Below are 17,965 nucleotides of genomic sequence, written 5' to 3' on the forward strand. Positions count from 1 at the left end.
CACGGCTGAGTTCCGGCTGTTGAGAATGGTGTCACGGTCTTGATTTAGATCAACTCAAATTCATCAAATAGCTGCAGCGAGCAGGGCGCAGAGCTGCTATTGTATGACCTCGGACATTCAATGGGACGGCAATGCGCTACTCTCCTGAACACAAGGCGGAAACCCACGCGCGAATCGTGCGCAAGGCGTCGGTGCGGCTGCGGGAGAAGGGCGCGCACGGCGTCGGTGTTGCTGATCTGATGAAGGAGGCCGGCCTGACCCATGGCGGCTTCTATGCGCATTTCGAATCGCGCGAGGCACTGGTCGTCGAGGCGTTCGGCTATGCGATCGATCGTTCGCTCGAGCGCTGGCGCAAGGTCCTCGACGGGCTGCCGCCGCAGAAGCGGATCGCGGCGATCGTCGACGGCTATCTGTCGCCCGAGCATCGCGATGATCCCGGCCATGGCTGCGCGGTTCCCGCGCTCGGCGCGGAGATCGCGCGCGAGAGCGCCAAGACCCGGAAGGCTTTCGCGTGCAAGCTCGAGGAGCTGATCGACCTGTTCGCCGACTACATCGTCGACGTGCCGCGCAAGACCGCGCGCAAGCGGGCCTCGGCGATGCTTGCGACCCTGATGGGCACGATCGTCATGGCGCGCATTACCGGCAGCGGCGAATTGTCCGAGGAAATCCTGAGCTCCGGTCGGGAGGTGGCCCTCGCGGTCGCAAATGGTGGCGGACCGGCGGCGAAGACCCCGGCGCGCGCGCCCGCCAAGCGGCCGGTGAAGAAGGCGGCCGCCGCCAAGCGCTGAGTCCTGCAGACAGCGGGTGGTCCGACGGCGGGCTGCACGAGCGAAGGGGCGGCAATTTCGCAGCGCCGGTCAGCGCTTAGACCCTTCCCAAATGCCGCAAAGACTGCAAGATGCCGGCCAAATCGGCACTGTTACCCTTGCGGAGGATACCCCATGCGTTCGATCGGTCATTTTATTGGTGGCAAAGAGGTCAAGGGAACGTCCGGACGGACGGCCGATGTCTTCGAGCCGATGACCGGTGACGTCCAGGCCAAGGTCGCGCTGGCCTCCCGCGCTGAATTGCGGGCTGCTGTCGAGAACGCCAAGGCGGCGCAGCCGGCCTGGGCCGCCACGAACCCGCAGCGCCGCGCGCGCGTCATGATGAAGTTTCTGGAACTCGCCCAGCGCGACTACGACCAGCTGGCCGAGCTGCTCGCCCGCGAGCACGGCAAGACCGTTCCCGACGCCAAGGGCGACATTCAGCGTGGGCTCGAAGTGGTCGAGTTCGCCTGCGGCATTCCTCACCTGATGAAGGGCGAATACACCGAGGGCGCAGGCCCCGGCATCGACATCTATTCGATGCGTCAGCCGCTCGGTGTCGTTGCCGGCATCACGCCGTTCAATTTCCCGGCGATGATTCCGATGTGGAAGTTCGCCCCGGCCATCGCCTGCGGTAACGCCTTCATCCTCAAGCCCAGCGAGCGCGACCCCGGCGTGCCGATGAAGCTCGCCGAACTGATGATCGAGGCCGGCCTGCCGCCGGGCATCCTCAACGTCGTCAACGGCGACAAGGAGGCGGTCGACGCCATCCTGGAGGATCCGGACATCATGGCGGTCGGCTTCGTCGGCTCCTCGCCGATCGCGCAGTACATCTATGAGCGCGCCGCCGCCCACGGCAAGCGCTGCCAGTGTTTTGGCGGCGCCAAGAACCACGCCATCGTGATGCCCGACGCCGATCTCGACCAGGCCGTCGACGCATTGATCGGCGCCGGCTACGGCTCGGCTGGCGAGCGCTGCATGGCGGTGTCGGTCGCGGTGCCCGTCGGCAAGACCACCGCGGACCGGCTGATGGAAAAGCTCATTCCGCGTGTCGAAAGCTTGAAGATCGGCACCTCGATCGATCCGTCGGCCGATTACGGTCCGCTGGTGACCCGCGAGGCGGTGGAGCGCGTGAAGAACTATGTCGACATCGGCGTCAAGGAAGGCGCGACGCTCGCCGTCGACGGCCGCGGCTTCAAGATGCAGGGCTACGAGAACGGCTTCTACATGGGCGGCTGTCTGTTCGACAACGTCACCAAGGACATGCGGATCTACAAGGAAGAGATCTTCGGGCCCGTTCTGTCGGTCGTGCGCGCCAAGGATTACGCCGAGGCGCTGGCGCTGCCGTCGGAGCATGATTACGGCAACGGCGTTGCGATCTTCACCCGCGATGGCGACGCGGCGCGTGACTTCGCGGCCAGGGTGAATGTCGGCATGGTCGGCATCAACGTGCCGATCCCGGTGCCGATCGCCTACTACACCTTTGGCGGCTGGAAGAAGTCCGGCTTCGGCGACCTCAACCAGCACGGCCCGGATTCGATCCGCTTCTACACCAAGACCAAGACCGTCACCTCGCGCTGGCCGTCGGGCGTCAAGGAAGGCGCGGAGTTCTCGATCCCGCTGATGAAGTGACGGAGGGGAGCCCGCAAGGGCTCTCGTCTCGTCATTGCGAGCGAAGCGAAGCAATCCAGGGTGACTCTGGATTGCTTCGTCGCTTCGCTCCTCGCAATGACGGAATGTGAGGACGCGCCGAACGCAACCAACTAAAAACACGGAAACGCGGAGAACGAATGCAGTTCGCTCTCGATGAGGATCAGATCGCGGTGCGCGACATGGCGCGCGCCTTTGCGGCCGAGAAGATCGCCCCGCATGCGCTGCGCTGGGACGAGGACAAGCATTTCCCCGTCGACGTCATGCGCGAGGCCGCCGCGCTCGGCATGGGCGGCATCTACATCCGCGACGATGTCGGCGGCTCGGGCCTGACCCGGCTCGATGCGGCGTTGATCTTCGAGGCGCTGGCGACGGGCTGCCCCACGGTGTCGGCCTTCATCTCCATCCACAACATGGCATCGTGGATGATCGACACGTTCGGCACCGAGGCGCAGCGGCAAGAGTATTTGCCGAAGCTCTGCCCGATGGACCTGATTGCGAGCTACTGCCTGACCGAGCCGGGCGCCGGCTCCGACGCCGCGGCGCTGCGCACTCGCGCAGTGCGCGATGGCGACGACTACGTGATCAACGGCCAGAAGCAGTTCATCTCCGGCGCCGGCGCCACCGATATCCTGGTTGCGATGGTGCGCACGGGCGCCGATGGTCCCGGCGGCATCTCGACTCTCGTCATCGACGCCAAGACGCCGGGCGTGTCGTTCGGCGCCAATGAGCGCAAGATGGGCTGGAATGCACAGCCGACACGCGCCGTGATTTTCGAGAACGCGCGCGTTCCGGTCGCGAACCGGCTCGGCGAGGAGGGCATCGGCTTCAAGATCGCGATGGCCGGGCTCGATGGCGGCCGTCTCAACATCGCGGCCTGCTCGCTGGGCGGCGCGCAGGCCGCACTCGACAAGACCTTGGCCTATACCAGGGAGCGCAAGGCGTTCGGCAAGCGGCTCGACGAATTCCAGGCGCTGCAGTTCCGGATCGCCGACATGGCGATCGAACTGGAGGCGGCGCGCACCTTCCTGTGGCGCGCGGCGGCGGCGCTCGATCACAAGGATGCCGATGCGACGATGCTGTGCGCGATGGCCAAGCGCTTCGGCACCGATGTCGGCTTCGAGGTCGCCAATCAGGCGCTGCAGCTGCATGGCGGCTATGGCTACCTGAGCGAATACGGCATCGAGAAGATCGTTCGCGATTTGCGGGTGCACCAGATCCTCGAGGGCACCAACGAGATCATGCGCCTGATCGTGTCGCGCAAGCTGATCGAGGCCGCGCGATGAGCGACGCGGTCGAAGGCGATTTGATCGTTCGCCGCGAGGGATCTGCGGGCATCATCCGGCTCAACCGGCCCAAGGCGATCAATGCGATGACGCTGGAGATGTCGATAGGGATCGACGCGGCGCTCGATCAGTTCGAAGCCGATCCCGCCATTGCCGTGGTCCTGCTGGAAGGCGCCGGCGAGCGTGGGCTGTGCGCCGGCGGCGACATTCGCGGGCTCTATGAGAGCTCGAAGGTCAATGGCGATCTCGGCAAGGTGTTCTGGCGCCAGGAATACATCATGAACGCGCGCATCGCCGCGTTCCCGAAGCCGTATGTCGCCTACATGGACGGCTTGGTGATGGGCGGCGGCGTCGGCCTCTCGGCGCATGGCCGGCACCGCATCGTCACCGAGAAGACCAGGCTTGCGATGCCCGAGGTCGGCCTCGGCTTCTTCCCGGATGTCGGCGGCACCTGGCTGCTGTCGCGCGCGCCGGGCGAACTCGGCGCCTATTTCGGCCTGACCGGGCAGACCATGAACGGTCCCGACGCGATCCATGCCCGCTTTGCCGATGCCGTCGTGGCGACGTCGAACTGGCCGGCGCTGCGCGAGGTCCTGACCAAGGTCAGGCCGGGGACATTGTCGGCGGAGATCGACCGCCTCATCGCCGGCTTTGCGACTGGCGAAACTGAAGGACCGGTCGCCGCGCACCAGGCCAAGATCGATGCGTGGTTCGCTCACGACAGCATGCACGATGTTTTTGCTGCGCTGGAAGCCGATGACTCCGATTTGGCCGCGTCGACCCTGAAGACACTGAAGGAGAAGTCGCCGCGCGGCATGGTGGTGACGCTGAAACTGTTGCGGCTGGCACGCGGCGCGACGTCGTTGCAAGAGTGCCTGGTGCGTGAGTATCGTGCCGCGCTCGAAGTATTCCGTAGCGACGATTTCCGCGAGGGTGTGCGCGCCGCGATCATCGACAAGGATCGCAATCCGAAATGGTCGCCGCCGGATGTCGATCAGGTGACGCCGGAGATGTTGGCGCCGTATCTCGCCGAGAACGGCCCTGACGAGCTGACATTCCCGCAAGCGAGATAACAAGCAGGTCGAGGGGAGACAACGAAGCATGGCAACGATCGCATTCATCGGCCTCGGCAACATGGGCGGCCCGATGGCCGCCAATCTCGTCAAGGCCGGCCACCAGGTGGTCGCGTTCGATCTGGTCGAGGCCTCGCGCGCGCAGGCCAAGGCCGATGGCGCCGCGATCGCCGAGAGCGCCGTCGTTGCGGTGAAGGGCGCGGACGCGGTCGTCACCATGCTGCCGGCCGGCAAGCACGTGCTGGCGGTGTGGAACGAGGTTGTACCCGCGATGAGCAAGGGCGCCCTGATCATCGACTCCTCGACCATCGACGTCGAGAGCGCGCGATCAGCGCATGCGCTCGCTGCCAAGCATGGCATCGCCGCCGTCGACGCCCCGGTGTCCGGCGGCACAGGCGGCGCCAAAGCCGCCACGCTCACCTTCATGTGCGGCGGCGAGGAGGGCGCTTTCGCTGCAGCGAAGCCGATCCTCGAGACAATGGGCAAGAAGATCGTCCATTGCGGCGGCGCCGGCGCGGGGCAGGCGGCCAAGATCTGCAACAACATGATCCTGGGCATCTCGATGATCGCGGTCGGCGAGGCCTTTGCGCTAGGCGAAAAGCTCGGGCTGTCGCACCAGGCGCTGTTCGACGTCGCCTCGACCTCCTCAGGGCAGTGCTGGTCGCTGACGTCGTATTGCCCCGTGCCCGGCCCGGTACCGGCTTCGCCGGCAAACAACGACTATAGACCGGGCTTCGCGACCGCGCTGATGCTCAAGGATCTCACGCTCTCGCAGGACGCGGCCAAGGCCGCCGGTGCGGCGACGCCGCTCGGCCAGCATGCGCAGGAAATCTACAAGGCGTTCGACGCCGCCGGCCATGGTGGCGTCGATTTCTCAGGCATCATTCAGCACGTCCGCAAGCTCGCCGGGACCACCTGATGACGACATTCAAGGACGCACGCGCGTTTCTTTTGGCGCATCGCACCGACTACGATGCCGCCGTAAAGGGCTTTCGCTGGCCCGATCCGGTGCCGTTCAACTGGGCGCTCGACTGGTTCGATGCCGAGCTCGCCTCCGATCCCGAGAGCCGCGAGCGTACGGCGCTGTGGATCTTCGATGCCGCGCAGGACCGCCAGACGAAACTGTCTTTCGCCGCGCTGTCGCGCCGCTCCAATCAGGTCGCCAACTTCCTGCGTGGCCAGGGGCTGAAGCGCGGCGATCATCTGCTGCTTCTACTCGGCAATGTCGTGCCGCTGTGGGAGACGATGCTGGCGGCGATGAAGCTCGGCGTCGTCGTGATCCCCGCGACCACGCTGCTGACCACCGACGAACTGCGCGACCGGCTGGAGCGCGGCCGCGCCAAGGCCGTGGTCGCCGCGCAGGATCAGGTCGCCAAGTTCGCCGATCTCGGCGCGGACGATCTCGTCCGCATTGTCGTGGGGACGACGACGTCCACTGGTTGGCTTCCGTTCGACAAGGCGGCCGATGCCGCCGAGCCGTTCACGCCCGACGGACCGACGCAGCCCGATGATCCGATGCTGCTGTACTTCACGTCCGGCACGACGGCCAAGCCGAAGCTGGTGCGGCACAGCCACCGCAGCTATCCGGTCGGCCATCTCTCGACGATGTACTGGCTCGGCCTGCAGCCGGGCGACGTCCATCTCAACATCTCCTCGCCGGGCTGGGCCAAGCATGCCTGGAGCTGCTTCTTCTCGCCGTGGAATGCCGGCGCGACCGTGTTCGTCGTCAACCAGCCGCGCTTCGACGCCAAGGGACTGCTCGCGATCATCAAGCGCTGCGGCGTGACGACGCTGTGCGCGCCGCCGACGGTGTGGCGGCTGTTCATCCAGGAGCATCTCGCCGACTTCAAGGTGTCCTTGCGCGAAGCCTGCGGCGCCGGCGAGCCGCTCAACCCGGAAGTGATCGATCAGGTCCGCGCCGCCTGGGGACTGACGATCCGCGATGGCTACGGCCAGACCGAGACCGCGGCGATCTGCGGCAACTCGCCGGGGCAGAAGCTCAAGATCGGCTCGATGGGGCGGCCGCTGCCGGGCTATCGTGTCGAGGTTGCCGACATTGATGGCAATTTGGCGAGCGAGGGCGAGATCACCCTGGCGCTCACAGGCGAGCGCCCGGCCGGCCTGATGCAAGGTTATCAGGGAGACGATGGTAAGCTCTCCGGCGCCGATGGCCCGCGCTATCGCGCCGGCGACGTCGTGTTCCAGGACGAGGAGGGCTATCTCACTTTCGTTGGCCGCTCCGACGACGTGTTCAAATCGTCCGACTACCGTATCTCGCCGTTCGAGCTCGAGAGCGTGCTGCTGGAGCACGAGGCGGTGGCCGAGGCGGCGGTGGTGCCGAGCCCCGATCCGATCCGACTGGCGATTCCCAAGGCCTATGTGCTGCTGACATCCGGCGCCCCGCGCTCGCGCGCGACCGCGCTGTCGATCTTCGAGCATCTGCAGCAGCGGCTGGCACCGTTCAAGCGCATCCGCCGGCTCGAGCTGGTCAGCGAGCTGCCGAAGACGATCTCCGGGAAAATCCGGCGCGTGCAGCTGCGCCGGCTCGAGCACGAGGATAACCGCACGGATCATCTGCGCGGCACGGAGTTCAGGGAAGAGGATTTCCCGGAATTGAAGACACGGCCATCCGGGCACGAGGTGTAGGGAACGCATGAACAAGATCTGGAATAAGCCGCCGATTTCACTCGAAGCCTATCAGGCCATGGTTGGCCAGGAGATCGGGGTCTCGTCATGGCACGTGCTCGATCAGCGGCGCATCGATACCTATGCCGACGTGATCGAGGATCATCAGTTCATCCACGTCGATCCGGAAGCAGCCAAGGCGACCCCGTTCGGCACCACCATCGCGCACGGCTTCCTGACGATGTCGCTGCTGTCGGTGATGTCCTACGAGGTCATGCCGGCGATCGAGGGCACGGCGATGGGCGTGAACTACGGTTTCGACAAGCTGCGCTTCATCTCGCCGGTGAGATCGGGCAAGCGCGTGCGCGGCCGCTTCGTGCTCGCCGAAGCCACGCTACGCAAGCCGAAGGAGCTGCAGTCGCGGACCAACGTCACGGTCGAGATCGAGGGCGAGGACAAGCCCGCACTGGTCGCCGACTGGATCGGACTGATCTATTTGAGCTAACAATCGTCGTCACAACCTACCTTCGTCATTGCCGGGCTTGACCCGGCGATCCATCCACTTCTGAAAATGGGATGGATGCCGGGTCAAGCCCGGGCATGACGAGTGCAGAACCGAGGACAAACATCATGGCAATCAGATTCGACGGACGTGTCGCCATCGTCACCGGCGCAGGTAATGGGCTCGGGCGCGCGCATGCGCTGGGGCTGGCGAGCCGCGGCGCCAAGGTCGTAGTCAATGATTTCGGCGGCGCGCGCGACGGCACCGGCGGGTCGATGACCGCGGCCGAGACCGTGGTCGAGGAGATCCGCAAAGCCGGCGGCACCGCGATGGCCGACGGTGCCGACGTCTCGAACTTCGAGCAGGTCACCGCGATGGCCGAGCGCGCCACCAGGGAGTGGGGCAGTGTCGACATCATGTGTGCCAATGCCGGCATCCTCCGCGACAAGTCGTTCGCCAAGATGGAGGTGGCGGATTTCGCCAAGGTGCTCGACGTGCATCTGGTCGGCAGCTTCTACTGCTGCAAGGCGGTGTGGAACGGCATGCGCGAGCGCAACTACGGGCGCATCGTGTTGACGACGTCATCGTCGGGCCTGTTCGGCAATTTCGGCCAGGCCAACTACGGCGCGGCCAAGACCGGCATGGTCGGCCTGATGAACGTGCTGGCGGAGGAAGGGCGCAAGACCAACATCCGCGTCAACATCATCTCGCCGACCGCTGCCACCCGCATGACCGAGGAATTGCTGCCGCCGCAGGCGCTGCAGCTGATGAAGCCGGAATCGATCACGCCGGCGGTGGAGTATCTGCTCAGCGAGGACGCGCCCACCCGCACCATCATGGGCGCCGGCGCCGGCTCGTTCGCGGTGATCAGGATCCTGGAGAGCGAGGGCGTCAACCTGCCGCCGGAGGAGTGGACGCCGGACGCAGTGGCTGCGCATTTCGCCGAGATCAGCGACATGTCGAAGGCGCGGGCGCTGCAGGGTGCGTTCGAGCAGACGCAGAAATATGTGTCGCAGGCTGCTGCGCGGCTGGGGATCAAGCTGTAAGGCACAGTCGGCATCCCACACTCCACCGTCATGGCCGGGCTTGACCCGGCCATCCATCGTCTTTGGCACCATGGGCGTGGAAAGGCGTGGATACCCGGGCGTTCGCCGCGCCGAAGCGGCTTCGGCCGCGCAGGCGGATCAAGCCCGGGCATGACGCCCTTTGGTTTGGCAGGCCGCGCGGCTTAAACTGGCGAGATGTCTTCTTCAAAGCATATTGCGGTTGTCGGGGCCGGCCCGGCCGGGCTGATGGCCGCCGAGGTGCTGGCCGCGGGCGGAGCCGACGTGACCGTCTACGACGCGATGCCGTCGGTGGCGCGCAAGTTCCTGATGGCGGGGCGAGGGGGCCTCAATCTCACGCATAGCGAAGAGCTGGAGGCATTCCTGGCGCGTTATCGCGAAGCGGCGGACTGGCTTGCGCCCGCGGTCCAAGGCTTCGCGCCACAACAACTGCGCGACTGGTGCGAAGCGTTGGGCCAACCGACCTTCGTCGGCTCCTCGGGCCGCGTGTTTCCGGTCGCGATGAAAGCCTCGCCACTGCTCCGCGCCTGGCTGCGCCGGCTCGATGCGCACGGCGCGCGCACCGAGCTGCGCCATCGCTGGACCGGCTGGGACGATCAGGGTCGTCTCATCTTCGACACGCCAAACGGTCCGCGCGCCATCGCAGCCGAGGCGACGGTGCTCGCCCTCGGCGGCGCGAGCTGGCCGCGGCTCGGCTCCGATGGCGGCTGGGTATCGATCCTTGCAGCAAGAGGCGTCGCGATCGCGCCGCTGCGGCCCTCCAATTGTGGCTTCAGCGTCGGCTGGTCCGACATCTTTCGCGACCGGTTCGAGGGCCATCCGCTGAAGGGTATCGCGCTGTCGTTTGGCGAGCGCAGTGTGCGCGGTGAGGCGGTCGTCACGCGAGATGGCATTGAAGGCGGCGCAGTCTACGCGCTGTCGGCTGAATTGCGCGAGGCCATCGCGCTGAATGGCGAGACGGTCTTGCATGTCGCGTTGCGGCCTGACCTCGAGACGCCCGATCTGATCAGGCGGCTGTCGGCACCGCGCGGAAAACAGTCGTTCTCGAACGTGCTGCGCAAGGTGCTGCAGCTCTCTCCTGTGGCGATCGGGCTATTGCAGGAGGCGGCAAAGACGCAAGGGCAGTCATTGTCTTCGCTGCCACCCGAGCGTCTCGCGGCGCTCGTTAACGACGTGCCAATCAAGCTGACGGGCATTGCGGGGCTCGCGCGCGCTATCTCCAGCGCCGGCGGTATCGCGCACGACGAGCTCGATGCTGACTACATGCTCAGGCGTCTCCCAGGCGTGTTCGCCGCGGGAGAGATGCTGGACTGGGAGGCCCCGACCGGCGGCTATCTGCTGCAGGCCTCATTTGCGACGGGCGTGGCTGCGGGGAGGGGCGTGCTGAAGTGGCTCAAATCGTAGGGTGGGCAAAGCGCAGCGTGCACACCATCAGCGTCAACCGAGACCACGGTGGGCACGATGCGCCGCGGCTTTGCCGCGTCGTCTCTTTGCCCACCCTACAAATTTCCGTCATTGCGAGCGGAGCGAAGCAACCCAGGGCTGCGCGCGTGACTATGGATTGCGTCGTCGCTCCGCTCCTCGCAATGACGAGCTGAAAAAGGCGTGCCCTACCGCAGCTTCCCCCTTGCCGCCACCGGCAACGTGCCCAAAATCTCGTCCCCGCGCACCATCACGACCTCGTCCATCATGTTGACGACCACGCAGACGTGGTTGGGGACGATGCGGACGACGTCGCCGACGTTGGGGCGGGTGTTGCTGCGGGAGAGATCGAGGAAGCCGTGCTCCTCGGCGAAACGGGCGATCTTGGCTTCCGGATGCTCCAGGATCAGGCCGTGGCCATCGAGGCCGCCGGTGTCGGTGGTCAAGGTCTTGGAGCCGGCGTCGAGGATGCCGCGCTCGGGCGCGGCGCGGCTGACGACGGTGGAGTAGATGTGCAGCGCGCAGTCGTCCCAGGTGGCGACGCCGGCGGCGACCTGCATGCGGTCGTTGTAGATGTAGGTGCCGGGACGATGCTCGGTGGCGCCTTTGAGCTTGCCGATGTTCTTCAGGTTTGGCGAGCCGCCGGTCGAGACGATGCTGGCCTCCAGCCCCTCGGCGCGGACGCCGGCCAGCGCCTCGTCGTAGAAGCGTTGTGCGTCGTCCCAGCCGCTCTCCGTGGGATACAGCATGAAGCCGGCGAAGCGCAGGCCTTCGCTGGCCTTGATCTGCCGCGCCAGCTGGATTGCCTCGGCCGGCGTCTCGACGCCGGCGCGCTTGCGCCCCGTATCGCATTCGACGACGACCGACAGCGTGCGGCCAGACTGCTTCGCCGCCTGCGGCAGGCCGGCGATCACGGTCGCGTTGTCGGCGGCGACGGTCATGTCGGCCTTGGCCTGCAACGCGGCGAGACGCGCCATCTTCTCCTCACCGATCAGGTTGTAGCTGATCAGGATATTATTGATGCCAGCGTCCGCCATGATCTCGGCCTCGCCGATCTTCTGGCAGGTGATGCCCTGCGCGCCGGCCTCGATCTGCAGCTTGGCGAGCACCGGGCTCTTGTGCGTCTTGATGTGCGGTCGGTTGGCGACGCCGGCGGCAGCGCACTGCGCCTGGATGCGCGCAATGTTGCGCTCGACCTTGTCCATGTCGATGACGGCGCAGGGCGTGCCGTACTCCCGGGCGATCTTGGCGGCGAGCGGGGTAGTCATGTCGTTTGCTCCATGTTGTCGTCATTGCGAGCGGAGCGAAGCAATCCAGAGTCCCGACTGCAGCCCTGGATTGCTTCGCTTCGCTCGCAATGACGAAAGAGAGAACGTAGGGTGGGCAAAGCGAAGCGTGCCCACCATTTGTTGTTGTGCAAGAACGCGGTGGGCACGGCGCTTGCGCGCCTTTGCCCACCCTACGCAGCGTTATCCCTCGATCTCCTCGCGCAGGACTTCGAGCTCCAGCCAGCGGTCCTCCGCGGCGGTGAGCTCGGCTTGCGCTGCCGCGATGGCGAGGGAGGCGGCGTCGAATTTCTTGCGATCTTTCGAATAAAGCGCGGGGTCGGCGAGCACGGCCTGCTGCTTGGCGATCTCGGCTTGCAGCTTCGCGATCGTCTTCGGCAGCGTCTCCAGCGCGTGCTTCTCGTTGAAAGAGAGCTTGCGCTTCGGCGCGCTTGCGGGCGCGGCGGTGGCCGGCTTCGTCTCTTTCTTTTCCTCAGCCGCCTTCGCGTGCTCGCGCTTCAAATCGGCGCCGCGCTGGACCAGCATGTCGCTGTAGCCGCCGGCATATTCCTGCCACTTGCCGTTGCCCTCGGGCACGATTACCGAGGTGACGACGCGGTCGAGGAAGTCGCGATCGTGGCTGATCAGGATGACCGTGCCCTCGTAGTCGCCGAGCATGTCCTCCAATACGTCCAGCGTCTCGAGATCGAGATCGTTGGTCGGCTCGTCCAGCACCAGCAGGTTCGAGGGTTTTGCGAGCGCGCGCGCCAGCATCAGCCGGCCGCGCTCGCCGCCGGACAGCACCTCGAGCGGGGTCCGCATCTGCTCGCGCGAGAACAGGAAGTCCTCCATGTAGCCGACAACGTGCTTCGGCTTGCCCGCCACCATGACGTGATCGCCGCGGCCGCCGGTCAGCGCCTCTGCCAACGTCGTGCGCGGATCGAGGCTCTCGCGATGCTGGTCCAGCGTCGCCATCTCCAGATTGACGCCGAGCCGGACGCTGCCGCTGTCCGGCTCGCTGCCGCCGGTGAGCAGGTTGACCAGCGTGGTCTTGCCAGCGCCGTTCGGGCCGACGATGCCGATGCGGTCGCCGCGCTGGATACGGATGGAGAAATTGTCGATGATCTTGCGATTGCCGAAACTCTTCGACGCCCCCTTGGCCTCGATCACCAGCTTGCCGGACTTGTCGGCCTCGGCCGCGGCGAGATTGGCGCTGCCTGCGGTGCCGCGATAGTCGCGGCGCTGCTGGCGCAGCGCATGCAGATTGGCGAGCCGCTTGACGTTGCGCTTGCGCCGGCCGGAGACGCCGTAGCGCAGCCAGTGCTCCTCGTTGACGATCTTGCGGTCGAGCTTGTGCTGCTCGCGCTCTTCTTCCGCCAGGACTTCGTCACGCCACGCCTCGAACGCCGCAAAACCGCGGTCGATCTGCTTGATCTGACCGCGATCGAGCCAGGCGGTCGCGCGCGACAGGTTGGTGAGGAAGCGGCGATCGTGGCTGATCAGCACCAGCGCGCAGCGGCGGCCATCGAGCTCGTTCTCCAGCCACTCGATGGTGGTGAGGTCGAGATGGTTGGTCGGCTCGTCCAGGAGCAGAATGTCGGGATTGGGCGCGAGCACGCGCGCCAGCGCCGCGCGGCGCGCCTCGCCGCCGGAGACGTGCGCGGGATCTTCCTCACCGGTGAGACCAAGCTGTTCGACGAGATAACGTGCCTGGTAGTGATCGTCGCCGGGCCCGAGCCCGGCCTCAACGTAGGAGAGCGTCGTGGCATGGCCGGAGAAATCCGGCTCCTGCGGCAGATAGCGTACGGTCGCGCCGGGCTGCACGAAGCGCGTGCCGCTGTCGCAGTCGACCAGCCCGGCTGCGATCTTCAACAAGGTCGACTTGCCTGAGCCGTTGCGGCCGATCAGGCAGACGCGCTCGCCGGGCGACACCGACAGCTCCACGCCTTGCAGCAGCGCCGTGCCGCCGAAGGTCAGGCGGATGTCCTTGAGTTGGATGAGAGGCGGCGCCATCGTGATGCTAGCTCTGTTGCTGGATCCGCGCGGCGCGCTGGCGCTGCACGCGGCGGATCGTGGTGTCGAGGGTGGACAGGAATGTGGAGCGGTCGCGTGGCGTGAACGAGCGCGGGCCGCCGGTGACCTCGCCGGAGGAGCGCAGATCGGTCATGAGATTGCGGACCGCGAGCGTCATGCCCATGGACTCTTCCGTGAATGGCTTGCCGTTCGGCGCGATGACCGCGCTGCCGGCTTTGACGCAGCGGCTCGCCAGCGGAATGTCCGCGGTAATGACGATGTCGTCCGGACCAGTATGCTCGGCGATCCAGTCATCGGCGGCATCCATGCCGCTGCCCGCCGCGACGCGCGTGATCAGGGGATCGTCGGGCACGCGGATGAAGCCGCCGGCGACGACGATCACCGCCAGGCCGTGCCGGATCGCGACGCGGTAGATCTCGTCCTTCACCGGGCAGGCGTCGGCGTCGACATAGAGGGTAATCGGGGCGGTTTCGGTCGTCATCGGGGCTTCATAAGGGATGGGCCGGTTGGTACTCCATCGCGCCGGGAATTGCGAGCCAAAGGCTGCGCTTGCCAGGGACTTTCCGGCCGCTACCATCGCCCAAAAGGCTCAAAGGGAGGCAAGCATGTCCGGCGAAATCGCGCCTTACGCGGTCGAGGCGTTCAATACGGCCAAGCAGTCCGAGAACAAGATGCACGACGACCGCGTGGCCCGCCGCTTCGGCTTCGCCGGCGGCCTGGTGCCCGGCGTCGAGGTGCTGGCCTATATGCTGCACCAGCCGGTCGCGCGCTGGGGCCGGGGGTTTCTGGAGCGCGGGTTCATCGAGGCGCGGTTCATCAAGCCGGTCTATGATGGCGAGATGGCCGAGGTCAGGGCGCGCCGCGAGGAAGAGGGCATTCTGGGGCTCGAAGTGGCGAGTCAGGGACAAATGTGCGCCTGGGGAGCCGCATTCCTGCAGCCGTCGGCGCCTTCAGTCGAACTGGCCGACTATCGCGACGTTCCGCCCGCAGCCGAGCGCCCGCCGATCGGGCCAGACACGTTTGCCGTCGGCAGCTGGCTCGGCACCGCGCCGCGCGCCTGGCCCGGGCAGGCGGCCACGCTGTATCTCGACGAGATCCGCGAGCGCGATCCGATCTACGCCGGCGAGCGGCTCGGCCATCCCGGCATGCTGCAGCGGGTGATGAACCGGCTGCTGGTCGACAATGTCGTGCTCGGCCCCTGGATCCACGTCGGCAGCCGGATGCAGCTGGTGTCGGCGATCGCCGAGACCGACGAGATCACGGCGCGGGGGCGGGTGGTTGCCAACTACGAGAAGAAGGGCCACCGCTTCGTCGAGATCGACGCGCTGGTGGTCGCGAATGGCGATCGACCGCTGGCGCATTGCCACCACGTCGCGATTTACCAGCCGCGCGCGCAGGCAGCGGCATAGCGACGGGGCGCGGAAATGCAAGCCGCCGCTCCAAACACAACTGTCATGCCCGCGCAGGCGGGCATCCAGTACGCCGCGGCGTCTCAGTTCAATCACAACCGTCTCGGCGTACTGGATCGTCCGCCTTCGCGGACGACGACAGCGGAGTTTGTGGCACGCCGCTCGCCCCACACTCCGTCATTGCGAGCGTAGCGAAGCAATCCAGGGTGGTGGGCGGAACTCTGGATTGCTTCGCTGCGCTCGCAATGACGCTGTCTTCCAACAATCGGTCGTCATGCCCGGGCTTGTCCCGGGCATCCACGTCGTGCGTCAGCTGCAGCTCGTGGATGGCCGGGTCAAGCCCGGCCATGACGGAGGAGAGAGAGGGGCACTAACTCATCGCCGCACTAGCGCGTGCCTCACGCCGCCGTCTTCGCCTTGCCGTCCTGGATGGCGCGCCAGATTTTCTCCGCGGTCAGCGGCATGTCGAGGTGCTTCACACCGTAGTCCGACAGCGCGTCGATCACCGCATTGATCACGCTTGCCATCGAGCCGGCGCAGCCGGCCTCGCCGCAGCCCTTGGTACCCAGGGGATTGCTCTTGGCCGGCACCGGATGATTGTCGACCGTCATCATCGGCACGTCCGAGGCGCGCGGCAGGGCGTAGTCCATCAGCGAGCCGGTGATCGGCTGGCCGCTCTCGTCGTAGCGAAGATGCTCCATCATCGCCTGGCCGATGCCCTGCGCGACGCCGCCATGCAGCTGGCCGGCGACGATCATCGGATTGATGACCGTGCCAAAGTCGTTGATCGCGGTGTAGCCGACGATGTGCGCCACGCCGGTATCCGGCTCGATCTCGACCTCGCAGACATGGCAGCCGTTGGGGAAGGTCGACTCCGTCGCCGTTGAATTGTGGTCGACGTCGAGCGAGGCGGGCACGCCGTCGGGCATCTTGCCCTCGCGCATCCGCCGCGCCAGCTCCATGATGTCGATGCTGCGGTCGGTGCCGGCGATGGTGAACCGGCCGCCCGCGAACTCGATGTCCGCCTCAGACGCCTCGAGCAGATGCGCCGCTGCCTGCTTGCCCTTGGCGATGACGAGCTGTGAGGATTCGACGATCGCCTGTCCGGTCGCAGTGATCGAGCGCGAGCCGCCGGTGCCGTTGCCGAAGCGGACGAGATCGGAGTCGCTCTGCTCCAGCCGGATCTTCTCGAAGGGCACGCCGAGCTGCTCGGACAGCACCTGTGAGAACGGCGTGGCATGGCCCTGGCCGTAATCGAGTGTGCCGGTCGTTAACGTCACGCCGCCATCGGCGTCGAAGGTGATCTTGCCGAGCTCGCCGGAGGGCGGCGCGGTGACTTCCAGATACGAGCCGACGGCGATGCCGCGCAGCTTGCCTTGCTTGCGGCTCTCGCGCTTGCGCTTGGCAAAGCCGGCATAGTCGGAGACCTGCAGCGCCTTCTCGAACACCGCGGCGAAGTCGCCGGAGTCATAGGTCACGCCGGAGGCCGCCGGGAACGGCATCTGGCTCGGCTTGATGAAGTTGCGCTTGCGGATGGTGAGGCGGTCGATGCCCATCTCGCGCGCGGCGGTGTCGATCAGCCGCTCCATGAAGTAGTTGGCCTCGGGCCGGCCGGCGCCGCGATAGGCGCCCATCAGGGTGACGTTGGTCAGCACGGTCTTGATGTCGACGCTGAGCAGCGGCGTCTTGTAGACGCTGGCGAGGTTCTTGCCGGTGTTGAGCGACAGCGGCAGCGGCGCCACGCCCATGATGTAGGCGCCGAGATTGCCGTAGCCGGAGAGTCTCACGGCGAGGAACTTGCCGTCGGCGTCGAGCGCGAGCTCGCCATGGATGATCTGGTCGCGGCCCTGGCTGTCCGACAGGAAGGCGGTGGTGCGCTCGTCGCGCCACTTCACCGGACGTCCGAGCTCCTTCGCCGCGTGCAGGATGCAGATGTATTCCGGATAGGAGACGTTCTTCATCCCGAACGAGCCGCCGACATTGGTCGTAAGGATGCGGACCTTCTCCGGCGCGACGTTCAGGATCTTGGCCAGCGTCGCTTTGTTGCCGGAGACGCCCTGGGTCGGCACCTGCAAGGTGAAGCGCTCGGTTTTGCCATCGAACGCGGCGAGCGCGACGCGCGGCTCCATCGACACGACCGCGACGCGGGTATTGACGATGTCGAGCTTGGTCACATGCGCGGCCTTGGCGAACGCCTCGTCGATCTTGGCGGTGTCGCCATAATGGTAATCGAGCGCGACGTTGTTCGGGATGTGGTCGTAGAGCTGCGGCGCGCCCGGCTTGGTCGCCTCTTCGGCATTGGTGACGGCGGGCAGGGGCTCGATGTCGACCTCGACGGCCTCGGCGGCGTCGCGCGCCTGCGCGGCGGTTTCGGCCACCACAAAGGCGATGGGGTCGCCGACGAAGCGCACCTTGTCGGTGACCAGCGCCGGCCGGTTGGTCTGCAGCAGCGGCGAGCCGTCCCGGCCCTTCAGCGGCAGGCCGCAGGTGAACGGGCCATAGGCGGCGGCCGCGAGGTCCGCGCCGGTCCACACGCCCAGCACGCCCGGCATGGCCTTGGCCGCGGCCGTGTCGATGCCCTTGATGATGCCGTGGGCGTGGCTGGAGCGGACAATCCAGGCATGCGCCTGTCCCGGCAGGTTGAAATCGTCGGTATATTTGCCGTGACCACGCACCAGCGTGTCGTCTTCCTTGCGCCGGACCGGCTGACCGACGCCGAATTTCTGCAGCGCAATCGCATTTTCGAGGGAGGCCGGTGCGGTGTGATCTTGCATGGATGGGGATCCGGGAAGCTGGATGGAGCGCAAATGCGGGCAGTTCCCAGATAGT

Annotated in this window: 14 protein-coding genes; 10 read left to right on the plus strand and 4 right to left on the minus strand. The window is 66.2% G+C overall.

Annotated features, from left to right (window positions below; all coding sequences use genetic code 11):
* The first annotated feature begins 131 nt into the window (after positions 1–131).
* The 9 genes from BRADO_RS14680 (at position 132) to BRADO_RS14720 (ending at position 10,410) form a co-directional block, all read left to right on the plus strand.
* A complete protein-coding gene (locus BRADO_RS14680; RefSeq protein WP_011926099.1) occupies positions 132–788 on the plus strand; it encodes a TetR/AcrR family transcriptional regulator in 657 nt (218 codons plus the stop codon).
* A gap of 153 nt (positions 789–941) precedes the next feature.
* Positions 942–2,438 (plus strand): CoA-acylating methylmalonate-semialdehyde dehydrogenase, encoded by a 1,497-nt coding sequence (locus BRADO_RS14685; protein WP_011926100.1) that lies wholly within the window; start codon positions 942–944, stop codon positions 2,436–2,438.
* A 158-nt stretch (positions 2,439–2,596) separates the two neighbouring features.
* Positions 2,597–3,742, plus strand: a complete 1,146-nt coding sequence (locus tag BRADO_RS14690; RefSeq protein WP_011926101.1) for an isobutyryl-CoA dehydrogenase — start codon at positions 2,597–2,599, stop codon at positions 3,740–3,742.
* Positions 3,739–4,815, plus strand: coding sequence for an enoyl-CoA hydratase/isomerase family protein (locus BRADO_RS14695; protein WP_041756507.1), 1,077 nt, complete (start codon positions 3,739–3,741; stop codon positions 4,813–4,815). Before BRADO_RS14690 ends, BRADO_RS14695 begins: the two co-directional genes overlap by 4 nt.
* A 28-nt stretch (positions 4,816–4,843) precedes the next feature.
* Entirely contained in the window at positions 4,844–5,734 is an 891-nt protein-coding gene (gene mmsB / locus BRADO_RS14700; protein WP_011926103.1) for a 3-hydroxyisobutyrate dehydrogenase, read from the plus strand.
* Positions 5,734–7,461 (plus strand): AMP-binding protein, encoded by a 1,728-nt coding sequence (locus tag BRADO_RS14705; RefSeq protein ID WP_011926104.1) that lies wholly within the window; start codon positions 5,734–5,736, stop codon positions 7,459–7,461. The genes mmsB and BRADO_RS14705 overlap by 1 nt, the downstream gene beginning before the upstream one ends.
* 7 nt (positions 7,462–7,468) lie before the next feature.
* Positions 7,469–7,945, plus strand: a complete 477-nt coding sequence (locus BRADO_RS14710) for a MaoC family dehydratase (protein ID WP_011926105.1) — start codon at positions 7,469–7,471, stop codon at positions 7,943–7,945.
* A 125-nt stretch (positions 7,946–8,070) separates the two neighbouring features.
* Complete coding sequence (locus BRADO_RS14715; RefSeq protein ID WP_011926106.1) at positions 8,071–8,988, plus strand: SDR family NAD(P)-dependent oxidoreductase; 918 nt, start codon at positions 8,071–8,073, stop codon at positions 8,986–8,988.
* Between the two features lie 246 nt (positions 8,989–9,234).
* The gene (locus BRADO_RS14720) at positions 9,235–10,410 is read left to right on the plus strand and encodes a TIGR03862 family flavoprotein (protein WP_244423039.1); all 1,176 of its coding nucleotides are present in this window, start codon (positions 9,235–9,237) and stop codon (positions 10,408–10,410) included.
* A gap of 206 nt (positions 10,411–10,616) precedes the next feature.
* Here BRADO_RS14720 and BRADO_RS14725 read toward each other — a convergent pair whose 3' ends face one another.
* The 3 genes from BRADO_RS14725 to BRADO_RS14735 all read right to left on the minus strand — a co-directional run bounded on the left by BRADO_RS14725 (position 10,617) and on the right by BRADO_RS14735 (position 14,208).
* Complete coding sequence (locus BRADO_RS14725) at positions 10,617–11,696, minus strand: D-TA family PLP-dependent enzyme (RefSeq protein WP_011926108.1); 1,080 nt, start codon at positions 11,694–11,696, stop codon at positions 10,617–10,619.
* A 201-nt stretch (positions 11,697–11,897) separates the two neighbouring features.
* A complete protein-coding gene (locus tag BRADO_RS14730) occupies positions 11,898–13,706 on the minus strand; it encodes an ABC-F family ATP-binding cassette domain-containing protein (protein ID WP_011926109.1) in 1,809 nt (602 codons plus the stop codon).
* A 7-nt stretch (positions 13,707–13,713) separates the two neighbouring features.
* Positions 13,714–14,208, minus strand: a complete 495-nt coding sequence (locus BRADO_RS14735) for a YaiI/YqxD family protein (RefSeq protein WP_011926110.1) — start codon at positions 14,206–14,208, stop codon at positions 13,714–13,716.
* Positions 14,209–14,332: 124 nt separating this feature from the next.
* Here BRADO_RS14735 and BRADO_RS14740 point away from each other — a divergent pair, with 124 nt between their 5' ends.
* The gene (locus BRADO_RS14740; RefSeq protein ID WP_011926111.1) at positions 14,333–15,136 is read left to right on the plus strand and encodes a hypothetical protein; all 804 of its coding nucleotides are present in this window, start codon (positions 14,333–14,335) and stop codon (positions 15,134–15,136) included.
* Positions 15,137–15,534: 398 nt separating this feature from the next.
* Here the strand turns inward: BRADO_RS14740 and BRADO_RS14750 are convergent, their stop codons facing one another.
* Positions 15,535–17,910, minus strand: a complete 2,376-nt coding sequence (locus BRADO_RS14750; RefSeq protein WP_011926112.1) for a xanthine dehydrogenase family protein molybdopterin-binding subunit — start codon at positions 17,908–17,910, stop codon at positions 15,535–15,537.
* Between the last annotated feature and the right edge of the window lie 55 nt (positions 17,911–17,965).

The sequence above is a fragment of the Bradyrhizobium sp. ORS 278 genome (genome assembly GCF_000026145.1).
In the GTDB taxonomy this organism is placed as follows: Bacteria; Pseudomonadota; Alphaproteobacteria; order Rhizobiales; family Xanthobacteraceae; genus Bradyrhizobium.